The organism is Microbacterium sp. NPDC096154, assembly GCF_040302945.1.
Taxonomy (GTDB): Bacteria; Actinomycetota; Actinomycetes; order Actinomycetales; family Microbacteriaceae; genus Microbacterium.
In genome coordinates this window covers 71,879-84,895 of sequence record NZ_JBEOSM010000006.1, presented here as the reverse complement: position 1 = coordinate 84,895, position 13,017 = coordinate 71,879, and the positions used below count along the sequence as shown (strand labels likewise).

General features: G+C 68.3%; 11 protein-coding genes. 6 read left to right on the top strand and 5 right to left on the bottom strand.

The features are described 5' to 3' along the window. Positions 1-177: 177 nt before the first annotated feature. From ctaC to ctaF, 3 genes are read left to right on the top strand one after another with little or no spacing between them, the layout of a single operon-like run. Positions 178-1,095 (top strand): aa3-type cytochrome oxidase subunit II, encoded by a 918-nt coding sequence (ctaC, locus tag ABTW64_RS09940; protein ID WP_350621892.1) that lies wholly within the window; start codon positions 178-180, stop codon positions 1,093-1,095. Positions 1,096-1,097: 2 nt separating this feature from the next. Beyond that, a complete protein-coding gene (gene ctaD, locus ABTW64_RS09935; RefSeq protein WP_350621890.1) occupies positions 1,098-2,843 on the top strand; it encodes an aa3-type cytochrome oxidase subunit I in 1,746 nt (581 codons plus the stop codon). Then, a complete protein-coding gene (gene ctaF / locus ABTW64_RS09930) occupies positions 2,843-3,280 on the top strand; it encodes an aa3-type cytochrome oxidase subunit IV (protein ID WP_350621888.1) in 438 nt (145 codons plus the stop codon). Before ctaD ends, ctaF begins: the two co-directional genes overlap by 1 nt. A gap of 983 nt (positions 3,281-4,263) precedes the next feature. Here the strand turns inward: ctaF and qcrB are convergent. The 4 genes from qcrB to ctaE are packed head-to-tail and all read right to left on the bottom strand — an operon-like array spanning position 4,264 to position 8,565. Continuing rightward, a complete protein-coding gene (gene qcrB / locus ABTW64_RS09925) occupies positions 4,264-5,940 on the bottom strand; it encodes a cytochrome bc1 complex cytochrome b subunit (protein ID WP_350621886.1) in 1,677 nt (558 codons plus the stop codon). Then, a complete protein-coding gene (qcrA, locus tag ABTW64_RS09920; protein ID WP_350621884.1) occupies positions 5,940-7,013 on the bottom strand; it encodes a cytochrome bc1 complex Rieske iron-sulfur subunit in 1,074 nt (357 codons plus the stop codon). The genes qcrB and qcrA overlap by 1 nt, the downstream gene beginning before the upstream one ends. 49 nt (positions 7,014-7,062) lie before the next feature. Then, positions 7,063-7,866, bottom strand: coding sequence for a cytochrome bc1 complex diheme cytochrome c subunit (gene qcrC / locus ABTW64_RS09915; protein WP_350621882.1), 804 nt, complete (start codon positions 7,864-7,866; stop codon positions 7,063-7,065). A gap of 21 nt (positions 7,867-7,887) precedes the next feature. Beyond that, positions 7,888-8,565, bottom strand: coding sequence for an aa3-type cytochrome oxidase subunit III (ctaE, locus tag ABTW64_RS09910; RefSeq protein ID WP_350621880.1), 678 nt, complete (start codon positions 8,563-8,565; stop codon positions 7,888-7,890). An 83-nt stretch (positions 8,566-8,648) separates the two neighbouring features. Between ctaE and trpD the strand changes: the two genes are divergently transcribed. The 3 genes from trpD to ABTW64_RS09895 are packed head-to-tail and all read left to right on the top strand — an operon-like array spanning position 8,649 to position 11,989. Next, positions 8,649-9,722, top strand: a complete 1,074-nt coding sequence (gene trpD, locus ABTW64_RS09905) for an anthranilate phosphoribosyltransferase (protein WP_350621878.1) — start codon at positions 8,649-8,651, stop codon at positions 9,720-9,722. A 57-nt stretch (positions 9,723-9,779) separates the two neighbouring features. Further along, the gene (locus ABTW64_RS09900) at positions 9,780-10,772 is read left to right on the top strand and encodes a PHP domain-containing protein (RefSeq protein WP_350621876.1); all 993 of its coding nucleotides are present in this window, start codon (positions 9,780-9,782) and stop codon (positions 10,770-10,772) included. Next, positions 10,730-11,989: an MFS transporter gene (locus ABTW64_RS09895; protein WP_350621874.1), complete on the top strand. Its 1,260-nt coding sequence runs from the start codon at positions 10,730-10,732 to the stop codon at positions 11,987-11,989. Before ABTW64_RS09900 ends, ABTW64_RS09895 begins: the two co-directional genes overlap by 43 nt. Positions 11,990-12,032: 43 nt before the next feature. On the opposite strand, the gene ABTW64_RS09890 is transcribed toward ABTW64_RS09895, so the two are convergent. Further along, a complete protein-coding gene (locus ABTW64_RS09890) occupies positions 12,033-12,950 on the bottom strand; it encodes a 5'-3' exonuclease (protein WP_350621872.1) in 918 nt (305 codons plus the stop codon). Between the last annotated feature and the right edge of the window lie 67 nt (positions 12,951-13,017).

Sequence of the window (13,017 nt, the reverse complement as noted above, 5' to 3'; positions counted from 1 at the left end):
CGTGCGCGCCCGCCGCTGAGCCGCACGACGAAGAGTCCCAGCCCTTGTGGTATGGGGCTCTTCGTCGTGTCTGGGACCGCCGTGAAGGACACGCCTCTGGCTGGGCGGTTGTCCTGAACCGGGTGAGAGGTTGCCCTAGACTGGCAGATGCCTCATCCACGTTCGAAAGGTGAATTCGTGCCGTCGAAACGCCGTCTCCGCTGGGCCGCGATCCCGGTCGCCGCCGCCACAGCCGTGGCCCTTGCCGGGTGCACCGCCACCGAGCTCCACGGATACCTCCCCGGTTTCGAGGAGGGCGACGGCGTCCCCGTCACCAACCAGGTCGAGCGGGTCGCCTCGCTCTGGACCAGCTCGTGGATCGTGCTGCTCGCCGTCGGCGTGATCACGTGGGGCCTGATGCTCTGGGCGATGGTCGTGTACCGCCGCCGCAAGGGACAGACCGGCCTGCCCGTGCAGCTGCGCTACAACATGCCGATCGAGATCTTCTTCACGACGGTGCCGCTCATCCTGGTGCTCGGCCTGTTCGCCTTCACGGCCCGTGACCAGGCCGAGATCGAGACGCAGTGGGATGACCCCGACGTCGAGATCACCGCGATCGCCAAGCAGTGGGCGTGGGACTTCCAGTACAACGGCGAGGCGGAGGACAACTCCGACGCCGTCTGGACCATGGGCATCCAGGCTCAGCCCGACGACGAGGGCGACATCGATCAGTCGCAGCTGCCGACGCTGGTGCTGCCCGTCGACCAGAAGGTCACCATCCACCTCGAGTCGCGCGACGTCATCCACTCGTTCTGGATCATCGACTTCCTCTACAAGAAGGACATGTATCAGGGGCGCGACAACACCTGGTCCTTCATCCCGACGCGAGAGGGCAGCTACGCCGGAAAGTGCGCCGAGCTCTGCGGCGAGTACCACTCGATGATGCTGTTCAACGTCGAGGTCGTCAGCCAGGCCGAGTACCAGGACTACCTGGCCGAGCTCGAGACCGCCGGCAACACGGGCGACATCGACGACGCCTACGACCGCCTGTCGAACGCCCCGGGCACGACCGGGGGCGGTCCCGACACCACCGAACACGAGGAAGAGGGCCACTGATCATGGCGACGACACTCGAGGAGCACCGCACCACGCTCCCGCCGCGTCAGGCCGCTCTGCTCAGCGCATCGCGCACCGAGCAGAAGGGCAACATCGTGGTCAAGTGGATCACCTCCACCGACCACAAGACCATCGGCTACATGTACCTGATCGCGTCGGTGCTCTTCTTCGCGATCGGTGGCGTGATGGCGCTGATCATCCGCGCCGAGCTGTTCGCTCCCGGCATGCAGATCCTGCCGACCAAGGAGCAGTACAACCAGCTGTTCACGATGCACGGCACGATCATGCTGCTGATGTTCGCGACGCCGCTGTTCGCGGGCTTCGCGAACGCGATCCTGCCTCTCCAGCTCGGCGCCCCTGACGTGGCCTTCCCGCGTCTGAACGCCTTCGCCTTCTGGCTCTTCCTGTTCGGCTCCAGCATCGCCGTCGCAGGCTTCCTCACGCCCTCGGGTGCGGCGTCGTTCGGCTGGTTCGCCTACCAGCCGCTCGCCAATGCGACCTTCTCGCCGGGTGTGGGCGGCAACCTCTGGATGCTCGGCCTCGGCCTTTCCGGCTTCGGCACCATCCTCGGCGCCGTGAACTTCATCACGACGATCATCACGATGCGCGCCCCCGGCCTCACGATGTGGCGCATGCCGATCTTCACCTGGAACACGCTCATCACGAGCCTCCTGATCCTGGTGGCGTTCCCCGTGCTCGCCGCCGCGATCTTCGCGGCCGCGGCCGACCGTGTGCTCGGCGCGGAGATCTACAGCCCCGCCAACGGCGGCGTGCTGCTGTGGCAGCACCTGTTCTGGTTCTTCGGACACCCCGAGGTCTACATCATCGCGCTGCCGTTCTTCGGCATCGTCTCGGAGATCTTCCCCGTCTTCAGCCGCAAGCCGATCTTCGGCTACAAGACGCTCGTGTACGCGACCATCGCGATCGCCGCCCTGTCGGTGGCCGTGTGGGCGCACCACATGTACGTCACCGGCGCTGTGCTGCTGCCGTTCTTCGCGCTGATGACCATGCTCATCGCGGTTCCGACCGGTGTGAAGATCTTCAACTGGATCGGCACGATGTGGCGCGGCTCGATCACGTACGAGACGCCCATGGTGTTCGCGCTGGGCTTCCTGGTCTCGTTCGTCTTCGGTGGCCTGACCGGCATCATCCTGTCGTCGCCGCCGCTCGACTTCCACCTGTCGGACTCGTACTTCGTGGTGGCGCACTTCCACTACGTCGTGTTCGGCACGGTCGTGTTCGCGATGTTCGCCGGCTTCTACTTCTGGTGGCCGAAGTGGACGGGGCGGATGCTCAACGAGCGCCTGGGCTATGTGCACTTCTGGATGCTGTTCATCGGCTTCCACATGACGTTCCTCATCCAGCACTGGCTGGGCGTCGACGGCATGGTGCGCCGGTACGCGGACTACTCGTACGCTGACGGCTGGACGTGGCAGAACCAGCTCTCGACGGTCGGTGCGATCATCCTCGGCGCTTCGCTGCTGCCGTTCTTCCTGAACGTGTGGATCACGGCGCGCACCGCTCCGAAGATCACCGTGAACGACCCGTGGGGCTACGGCGGCTCGCTGGAGTGGGCCACGTCGTGCCCGCCGCCGCGGCACAACTTCACGTCGATCCCGCGCATTCGCAGCGAGCGTCCCGCGTTCGACCTGAACCACCCCGAGGCCGGCATCCCCGTCGGCATCGGTCCGGCGAAGGATGCGCCGGATGCCCCCGTGGTCGACGCTGCGGACGGAAAGGTCAAGTAATGCGCTCCAACATCGGCATCTGGTGGCTTCTCTCGGGCTTCTTCGCCCTGATGGCCATCGTGTACACCGTCTGGAACATCGTTGCCAACCCCACCGTGCCGTGGCCGCAGGCCATCGAGTGGGCAGGCTCGACCGCTCTCGCCTTCGGCATCTTCATGTCGGCGATGGTCGCGTTCTACATCCAGCTGGTGCACAAGGGCCAGCACGGTACGGCTTTGCCGGAAGACCGCGACGATGCCGACATCGATGACGGCGACGCAGAGCTCGGCGAGTTCAGCCCGTGGTCCTGGTGGCCGCTGGTGCTGGCCGGTTCGGCCGCCATCGCGATCGTGGGTCTGGCGACCGCGCACTTCCTGCTGCCGCTTGCGCTCGGACTGTTCGTGGTCGCGATCGTCGGCTGGGTGTACGAGTACTACCGCGGTTACTTCGCGCGCTGACGCATCGCGCTGCAGGCGGCCCCGGGACTTCGGTCCCGGGGCCGCTTCGCGTTGCGGCATCGCCGACGCCGTCGCGAGCCGGGCACCGTGCGGGCGCGAGCCGGGCGCCGTGCGGGCGCGAGCCGGGCACCGTGCGGGCGCGAGCCGGGCGGGACAGGAGAAGCGAGGTGCCGCCCGCACATCTCTGCGAGGCCGCAGCCGTGTACGCCCGATATCAGCCGGATCGCTTCGACAGAAGCGAGCGCACAGTCAAAGAGAGATCATCGGCGCTCCGCTCAGGCTGGGACCGCACAGCCGCATCGCCGTTTCTCATCGGTGGAAGGGCATGAGGGCGCGGGCCTGAGGGCGCGGGCCTGAGGGCGCGGGCGTGAAGGCACGGTCCAAACTGCGCACTTTCTCCTACTGCTCGACGACACGATAGCTCTGTCATGTGTGTACGCTGCCCAGTAATCGCCCGTGCTTCGTGGCCCTCGGCTGCGGCCCCTCGTGGGCGGAGGCGCCGTCATCCGGGCGTGGAAAGTGTCATCCGACGGAGCGATAGCAATGGCGACGGCTGCGTTCGCTGGAGCGGCCTGTCGGGCGTGATCGCGACCGATGCCTTCTCCTCGCGATCGATGCGGACGTGGAGCGGAGTTCGCCGACTCCGCGCCGCAGCTCAGGCTGATGGGGTCGCCGTGACCGCGGACGCGCTGTTCGGCACCGTCGGTCGGCGGCACACGCCGCGCTCCGGCTACACAGGGCAGGGTCCTGGCGCCGTGTGCGTCGGAAGCACGCGTCAGGCATCACGTGACCCGTCGTCCGTCACTTCCGCCCTGTGCGGGAGATGGGGCGCCTGGGATGTCTCGCAGGCGCGCGCAGAGCCGTGTGCGGCCACTGGGCCGAGGAGGGCAAGCAGAGCTTTCACATCCGGCCTGTACACGGCGCACGCGAGCCGCAAACGACGACGCCCCCGGTCCGAAGACCGGGGGCATCGTCGTACGGGCTCAGTGCGAGTCGTGACCCGACTCGAGCTCGCGCGGGCTCGGGCCGTACTCGTGCAGTGCGTGGTGCTGGTGCTCCACTGCCGCATCGAGCTCGGACTGCGTGAGCGGGGCCAAGCGGTCCTCGAAGAACCAGCGCGAGAACCCGGCGCGGAGCTTCTCGCCGAACGGGATCTTGCCCTGGTTGTTCGGACGCAGCACGAGGGGAGCGTAGCTCTCGACGTCGATGAGCTTCCAGCGCTCGTACGCGTCGACCGGGCGGTGCACCTCGCGGTACTCGCCGCCGGGCATCCGGACGATGCGGCCCGACTCGTAGCCGTGGAGCGCGATCTCGCGGTCCTTCTTCTGCAGCGCGATGCAGATGCGCTTCGTGAAGAAGTACGCGATGATCGGCAGCACGATCAGCGAGATCTGCAGGAAGCGGATCACGCCCTCCATCGTGAGCATGAAGTGGGTCGCGATGATGTCGGACGAGGCCGCGGCCCACAGCACGGCGTAGAACACGACGCCGGCCGCACCGATCGCGGTGCGGGTGGCCGCGTTCCGCGGACGCTGCGCGATGTGGTGCTCACGCTTGTCGCCGGTGATCCACGCCTCGATGAAGGGGTAGATGGCGACGAGCACGATGAAGACGCCGAGCACGAGAACCGGGGCCAGGATGCCCATCGACAGGGTGAAGTTGCCCAGCTGGATGTCCCAGTTCGACGGGGCCAGACGCAGTGCGCCGTCGGCGAAGCCGATGTACCAGTCGGGCTGCGTGCCGGCCGAGACGGGGGACGGGTCGTAGGGGCCGTAGTTCCAGATCGGGTTGATCTGGACGAGCGCGGCGATCAGCACGATGGCACCGAAGACGATGAAGAAGAAGCCGCCCATCTTGGCCATGTAGACCGGCATCATCGGATAGCCGACGACGTTGCCGTTCGTGCGGCCCGGAGCCGCGAACTGCGTGTGCTTGTTCACGATCATGAGCAGCAGGTGAACCGCGACAAGGGCGATCACGAGCAGCGGCAGGATCAGGATGTGCAGCGTGTAGAGGCGGCCGACGATGTCGTCGCCCGGGAACTCGCCGCCGAACAGCAGGAACGAGGTCCACGTGCCGATGATCGGGAAGCCCTTGATCATGCCGTCGATGATGCGCAGGCCGTTGCCCGAGAGCAGGTCGTCCGGCAGCGAGTAGCCGGTGAAGCCCTCGCCCATGACCAGGATGAACAGCACGAAGCCGATCACCCAGTTGAGCTCGCGCGGCTTGCGGAACGCGCCGGTGAAGAACACGCGGAGCATGTGCACGCCGATACCGGCCACGAACACCAGAGCCGCCCAGTGGTGGATCTGACGCACGAGCAGGCCGCCGCGCAGGTCGAACGAGATGCGCAGGGTCGACTCCAGCGCCGACGACATCGCGATGCCGCGCATGGGCTCGTACGCGCCGGTGTAGTGCGTCTCGACCATGGAGGCCTGGAAGAAGAACGTCAGGAAGGTGCCGGACAGCAGCACGACGACGAACGACCACAGCGCGATCTCGCCGAGCATGAACGACCAGTGGTCGGGGAAGACCTTGCGGCCGAGGGCCTTGATGAAGCCCGACATGCTCGTGCGCTCATCGATGTAGTTCGCCGCGGCGCCGACGAACTTGCCGCCGAGCGGGGCGTCGGTCTTCTCAGGGGCAGTGGTGGTGCTCATCAGTGACGCTCCCAGAAGCTCGGGCCCACGGGCTCGGTGAAGTCGCTCTGCGCGACGAGGTAGCCCTCATCGTCGACGGCGATCGGCAGCTGCGGCAGCGGGCGCGCGGCCGGGCCGAAGATGACCTTGGCGTGCTCGGTGACGTCGAACTGCGACTGGTGGCAGGGGCACAGCAGGTGGTGCGTCTGCTGCTCGTACAGCGCGACCGGGCAGCCGACATGCGTGCAGACCTTGGAGTACGCGACGATGCCGTTGTACGACCAGTCCTTGCGGTCCTCCTCCTCCTTGAGCTGCTCGGGGAGCAGGCGCATGAGAAGGACGATGGCCTTGGCCTTCTCCTCGAGGTAGCCGTCGTGGTGGCTGACGCTCGCGAGCGACTCGGGGATCACGTGGAAGGCCGAGCCGATCGTGACGTCGGAGGCCTTGATGGGCGTGCCCTCGGGATCGAGCGCGAGGCGCTCGCCCTCCTTCCACATGGTGTGGTTCAGCAGCGCGACGGGGTCGCCGGCCGTGGGGTCCTCGGGCGTCGAATGCGGCGCGAGACCGCGGAAGAGCGTGATGCCGGGGATGATCGAGGCCGCCACCGCTGCGAACAGCGAGTTGCGGATCATCTTGCGCCGGCCGAAGCCCGACTCCTCGTTCGCGATCGCGAACGCTTCGATCGTGGCCTGACGGGTCTCCTCGCTGCCGCGCGTGGAGTGGCGCTCCTCGACGTACTCCCGGTCGTTCATCAGCGCCTTCGACCAGTGGATGGCGCCGACGCCGATCGCGAGCAGCGCGAACGCGATGCCCAGACCGACCCACAGGTTGTTGTTCCGGATCGAGACCATCGAGCCGTCCTCGATCGGGAACAGCATGTAGGCGGCGACCGCCCAGATGCTGGCCGCGACCGACAGGTAGAACAGGGTGTAGACCGTGCGGTTCGCGGCCTTCTCGGCCTTCGGGTCCTTGTCGGTCATCCGCACGCGGTGCGGCGGCAGACCGGGGTTCTGCACGGGGTCGGACACCGAAACGGCGAGCCCGGGGGAAGGCTTGTACGCCTCCACCGCGTGCGTGTCGCTCTCGTGCGCCATGGTGCTCCTTGTCACGTCTTCTTCGTTCGCCATGCTCAGTTCGCCGAGATCAGTTGGACTTCGCGGTGATCCACACGGTGATCGCGATCAGCGCACCGATGCCGAAGATCCACACGAACAGACCCTCCGACACGGGGCCGAGCGAACCGATCGTGAAGCCGCCGGGAGCAGGCGTGTTCTGCTGATAGAGCAGGGCTGAGATGATGTCGCGCTTGTCCTCGGGCGTGAGGTTCATGTCGTTGAAGACCGGCATGTTCTGCGGGCCCGTGACCATCGCCGCGTAGATGTGCTGAGCGCTCGTGTCCATGATGTCCGGCGCGTACTTGCCCTCGGTCAGGGCGCCGCCGGCGGCGGCGACGTTGTGGCACATGGCGCAGTTGATGCGGAACAGCTCCGCACCGCGGGCGACGTCGCCCTCTCCGTCGAGCAGGTGGTCCGCAGGGAAGTCGGGGCCGGGGGCCACGGACTGCACGTACTCCGCCATCGCGAGGATCTGCTCCTCGGTGAACTGCACCGGCTTCTGCGGGGCCTGGACATCCTGGCGCTGCATGGGCATGCGTCCCGTGGAGACCTGGAACTCGACCGCCAGCGCGCCGACGCCGTACAGCGACGGGCCCGCGTCGGTGCCCTGCAGGTCGAGGCCGTGGCAGGTGGCGCAGTTGGCCTGGAACAGCTTCTCGCCGTCATCGGCGGTCAGCGTGGTCGTGGCGGCGCTGGTCTCGCTGGTCGCGGCGACGGCCGCCGACGCCCCGGCGTAGACGCCACCGGTGATGAGCAGGCCGATGCCGATGAGGGCAGCGGCAGCCAGGGGGGAGCGACGGCCGTTCGAGCGGCGCTTCTTCTCTCGTGCCATAAGGGTGATGTAGCTCCGCTCTTACTTGAGGAAGTAGATGACGAGGAACAGCGCGATCCACACGACATCGACGAAGTGCCAGTAGTAGGACACGACGATGGCGGTGACGGCTTCCTTGTGACGGGGGCGCTTGACCGCGTAGAAGCGGCCGATGGTCAGGAGGAACGCGACGAGGCCACCCGTCACGTGCAGGGCGTGGAAGCCCGTCGTGAGGTAGAACGCCGAGGCGTACGAGTCGGCGCTGATGGGCATGCCCTCGTGCACCAGGGTGGCGTACTCCCACACCTGGCCCGAGACGAACACCGCGCCGAGCGCGAACGACACCCAGAACCAGGGCACGACGCCCCAGCCGACCAGCTTCTGCAGCAGCGGGCTCTTGAACTTGAGGCCCTCGGCTGCGAACACGCCCATCTGGCAGGTGACGCTCGAGAGCACCAGGATGATCGTGTTCACCAGCGCGAACGGCACGTTGAGGAGCTCCGTGCGGTTCGCCCACAGCTCCGGCGAGGTGCTGCGCAGCGTGAAGTAGATGGCGAACAGGCCGGCGAAGAACATGACTTCGCTGCCGAGCCAGACAATCGTGCCGACGGCGACAGGGTCGGGTCGCTTGACTGTTCTGGGAGCCGGGGCATACGTCGCTGGGGTCGTCACCCGTCCATTATTGCCGATCCGGCGGCGTGGTTTTGGCAACTTCGACATCGCGTCGAAGTTAGGTGCGCCTAAGAGGGGCCTGTGACGCAGGCAGGAGAACGCCGTCAATACGCCCTAGCTAGGATCGGCGTATGGCGCAACCGACCTGGCCCGAAGTGCTGACCACTGTTCTCTCACGCACGAACCTCAGCGTGTCGGAGGCCACGTGGGCCATGCGGCAGGTCATGCAGGGGCAGGCGACGCCGGCGCAGCTCGGAGGGTTCCTGCTGGCCCTGCGGGCCAAGGGCGAATCGGTCGAGGAGATCATCGGGTTCCGCGACGCGATCCTCGAGGCCGCCGTTCCCCTCGATGTGGACCCCAACGTCCTCGACATCGTGGGCACCGGCGGCGATCGGGTGGGCACGGTCAACATCTCCTCGACCGCGTCGATCGTCATCGCCGCGACGGGCGTGCCGGTGGTGAAGCACGGCAACAAGGCCGCCAGCTCGCAGTCCGGATCGTCGGACGTGCTGAGCGCGCTCGGCATCGACCTGCGGCTGCCGGCGGACGCGGTGGCCCGGGTGCTCGACCGCGCGGGTATCACCTTCGCCTGGGCCGCGGCGTTCCATCCGGGATTCCGTCACGCGGGTCCCACCCGTGCTGAGCTGGGCGTGCCCACCGTGTTCAACTTCCTGGGCCCGCTGGTCAACCCCGCGCGCGCGGAGGCCAACGCTGTGGGCGTCGCGAACCCCGACATCGTCCCGCTCATCACAGGCGTGTTCCGCACGCGTGGTGCCACCGCGCTCGTCTTCCGTGGCGAGGACGGGTTGGACGAGCTGACCACCACCGGCTACAGCCGCATCTGGGAGATCTCGCGCGGAGACGTGCACGAATTCGACATCCATCCGCGCGACGTCGGCCTGCCCACTGCGCAGCTGGAGGACCTGCTCGGCGGCACGCCCGACCACAACGCCGACGTTCTGCGCCGGACCCTGGCGGGTGAGCAGGGGCCGGTGCGTGACATCGTGCTGCTCAACGCCGCCGCCGGCATCGTGGCGTACCGGCTGTCGCAGGACCCGACCCAGATGCAGCGAGGGATGGTCGAGCGCCTCGTCGACGCGCTCGGCGAGGCCGCCGCGGCGATCGACGACGGCCGCGCGAGCGCCAAGCTCGACCAGTGGGTGGCGGCGTCGCAGGAGCTCAGCGCGCAGCTGCCGTCATCCTGATCCGAACGGATCGGACGCGCCGGACGTGCGCGGGCTTCGAGAAGGAGGGCGGTTGCGATGGATCCGATCGAGGCGCTGAACGAGATCGCCTTCCTGCTCGAGCGCGAGCGGGCATCGAAGTTCAAGGCCAAGGCGTTTCGCACGGCCGCGGCATCGCTGGCCGCCCTCGATGAGGACGCGCGTCGCGACCCCGAGCAGGTACGGCGCACGAAGGGCATCGGCGACTCGAGCTTCGCGGTGATCGCAGAGGCACTGGCCGGTGGCGTGCCCCGATATCTGCACGACCTGCGCGAGCGGATGGGCGGCATCCGCGGCTCGGAGCTGCGGACGCTTCTGCGCGGCGACCTGCATTCGCACAGCGAGTGGTCCGATGGGACGACGCCGATCGACGCCATGGTGGCGGCCGCCCGTGGCATGGGGCACGAGTATCTGGCGCTCACCGACCACTCGCCGCGGCTGAAGGTGGCACGCGGGCTCTCGCCCGAGCGTCTCCGGGACCAGCTCGAGGTCGTGGCCGGGTTCCAGAGCGAGGACTTCACGCTGCTCAGCGGCATCGAGGTGGACATCCTGAGCGACGGATCGCTCGATCAGGAGCCCGAGCTGCTGGACGAGCTCGACATCGTGGTCGCGTCGGCGCACTCGGAGCTCCGCATGGAGGCCGGCGCCATGACGCGGCGCCTGGTGGCGGCCGTGTCGAACCCGCGTGTGACGGTGCTGGGGCATGTCACCGGCCGACTGGTGTCAGGATCGCGCGGCACGCGACCGCCATCGAGCTTCGACGCGAGGGCCGTGTTCGAGGCGTGCGCGGAGCACTCGGTCGCGGTCGAGATCAACTCGCGTCCCGAACGGGAGGATCCGCCGGACGACCTGCTCGCCCTCGCGCTCGAGATCGGGTGCCTGTTCTCGATCGACTCCGACGCGCACGCTCCGGGGCAGCTGTCGCTGCTCGACCACGGCGCCGAGCGAGCCGAGCGCGCGGGCGTGCCTCCCGAGCGCATCGTGACGACATGGCCGCTCGGGCGGCTGCGGGCGTGGGCGTGGGGCGCGTGACGACCGCGCGCCGCGCTTTTCCATGGCTCGTCGTCGCGGGCGTGCTGGTGGCGGCGCTCAGCCTGCGGGCGCCGATCCTGGCCGTCACGCCCGTGCTGCGCGACATCGCGCGCGACCACGCGCTGGATGCCGCCACGGTCTCGCTGCTGACGACCCTGCCCGTCTTGATGTTCGCGGCGTTCACCCCGCTCGCAGCGCTCGTCATCCGGCGTGCCGGGCTGGAGCTCGCATTGCTGTCGTGCCTCGTCGCGGTCGCGGCGGGCACGCTGATCCGCGCTCTGCCGGGATACGGCTGGATGCTGGTCGGGATGGCGGTGATCGGTGTGGGGATCACGGTCGGAAACGTCGTGGTGCCGGTGATCATCGGACGCGACGTGCCGCCGCATGCGGTCTCGACCGTCACGGCGGCGTATACGGCGGCGCTGAACGCCGGGTCGCTCGTCACGACGCTGACCACGGCGGCGATCGCCGAGGTCACGGGATGGCCGCTGGCGCTGCTGCTGTGGATCTCCCTGACCGTGCTGGGGCTCGCGCTATGGGGCCTGCATCTGTGGCGTCGTCATGCTGCCGGGGTGCGTGCGGCGGGTCCGAGCGCCGTCGAGCTCGAGATCACGACCGCGACCGTGCCCGTCATCCCGGCGGAGCAGTCACGGCGCGTGCTCCGCCAGCCCATCGTGTGGCTGCTGCTGGCGACCTTCGCGTGCCAGACCGCGGCGTACTACGGGATGTCGACGTGGCTCCCGGCGATACTCGGAGACCTCACCGGCGCGGATGCCGCCGCGGCCGGCGCGCTGGCGTCGCTGTTCCAGGGCGTCGCGATCATCGGCCCGTTCATCGTGCCCGCGCTCGCGCGGCGACTGCCGCTGGTGGTTCCCGCGATGCTGATCGCGGCGTGCTGGCTGGCGTTCGCGGGCGGCATGCTGCTTGCGCCGCAGCTCTTCGTGCTGTGGGTCGTGTTCGGCGGCATCGCGCACGCGGGTGGGTTCGTCGTCATCTTCACGGCGATGGTCGACGTCTCGCGCAGCCCCACCGAGACGGCGACGATGTCGGCGGTCGTGCAGGGCGGGGCGTACGTCGCGGGAGCGGCGAGCGCTCCGGTGATCGGCCTGCTGCACGACGCGACCGGTGGATGGGCGGTGCCGCAGGCCGCGATCGTGGCCCTGACAGTGGGATTCGCGGTCTGCCTGCTCGCGGCCGTCGCGCGCGTGCGGCGCTGAACCAGCCGGCACCGCTGGGCTGCGTGTCGGTGCGTCCCGGAGCTCAGGCGAGCGCGGCGAGTACGCGATCCATCGACGTGCCCAGGCTCCAGCGACCGGCGAATTCGCGTGCGCGTTCGCCGGCCACGTCGTCGAGCCGGGGCAGCGCGGCGTCGATCGGGCCGAGGTCGAGACCGGTCGCCACCTGGACCACGCGCGGGGCGACGTCCAGGTAATCGGCAGCGGCCGCGAGTTTGGTGCGCACGCCCGCCGACATGCCGTCGCCGGTCTCGGCCGCCGCTCGGATCGCCGCGAGATCGCCGTGCGTTGCGAGCAGCGCCGCCGCGGTCTTCTCGCCCACGCCCTTCACGCCGGGGAGGCCGTCCGATGCGTCGCCGCGCAGGGTGGCGTAGTCCGCGTACTGGGCCGCATGCACGCCGTACTTGGCGAACACGACCTCGTCGGTGACGATCTCGAGGTTGCTCATGCCGCGCGCGGTGTAGATCACGCGCACGTGTCGGGCGTCGTCGATCAGTTGGAACAGATCTCGGTCGCCGGTGACGATGTCGACCGGATGCTCGGATGACGTCGCCAGCGTGCCGATCACGTCGTCGGCCTCGTGCGCGGCGGCGCCGACCGTCGCGATGCCGAGCGTGGCCAGGGCCTCGCGGATGAGCGGGATCTGCGCCTGAAGCGGATCCGGCACCTCCTCGACATCCGGTGCCGACGCGACGGTCTCGACCACGCGGTGCGCCTTGTACGTCGGGATGAGGTCGACGCGCCACTGCGGGCGCCAGTCGTCATCCCAGCACGCCACCAGGTGGGTCGGGCGGTAGGTCGTGACGAGCTTCGCGATGATGTCGAGCAGGCCGCGCACGGCGTTGACGGATGTGCCGTCGGCCGAACGCACCGTGTCGGGCACGCCGTAGAAGGCCCGGAAGTAGAGCGAGGCGGTGTCGAGCAGCATGAGGCGCGAGGTCACGAGGTTCAGTGTCCCAGATCGCCGAACCGGCGACGCTGCGTGTGGTCCTCGCGCGCGGGTTGTCAGG

What these genes read in the sequence shown, in the direction of transcription:
- ctaD (WP_350621890.1), top strand. Translation starts at nt 1,098, where the DNA reads ATGGCGACGACACTCGAGGAGCACCGCACCACGCTCCCGCCGCGTCAG.
- ctaF (WP_350621888.1), top strand. Translation starts at nt 2,843, where the DNA reads ATGCGCTCCAACATCGGCATCTGGTGGCTTCTCTCGGGCTTCTTCGCC.
- qcrB (WP_350621886.1), bottom strand. Translation starts at nt 5,940, where the DNA reads ATGAGCACCACCACTGCCCCTGAGAAGACCGACGCCCCGCTCGGCGGC.
- qcrA (WP_350621884.1), bottom strand. Translation starts at nt 7,013, where the DNA reads ATGGCGCACGAGAGCGACACGCACGCGGTGGAGGCGTACAAGCCTTCC.
- qcrC (WP_350621882.1), bottom strand. Translation starts at nt 7,866, where the DNA reads ATGGCACGAGAGAAGAAGCGCCGCTCGAACGGCCGTCGCTCCCCCCTG.
- ctaE (WP_350621880.1), bottom strand. Translation starts at nt 8,565, where the DNA reads ATGTCGAAGTTGCCAAAACCACGCCGCCGGATCGGCAATAATGGACGG.
- trpD (WP_350621878.1), top strand. Translation starts at nt 8,649, where the DNA reads ATGGCGCAACCGACCTGGCCCGAAGTGCTGACCACTGTTCTCTCACGC.
- ABTW64_RS09900 (WP_350621876.1), top strand. Translation starts at nt 9,780, where the DNA reads ATGGATCCGATCGAGGCGCTGAACGAGATCGCCTTCCTGCTCGAGCGC.
- ABTW64_RS09895 (WP_350621874.1), top strand. Translation starts at nt 10,730, where the DNA reads ATGGCCGCTCGGGCGGCTGCGGGCGTGGGCGTGGGGCGCGTGACGACC.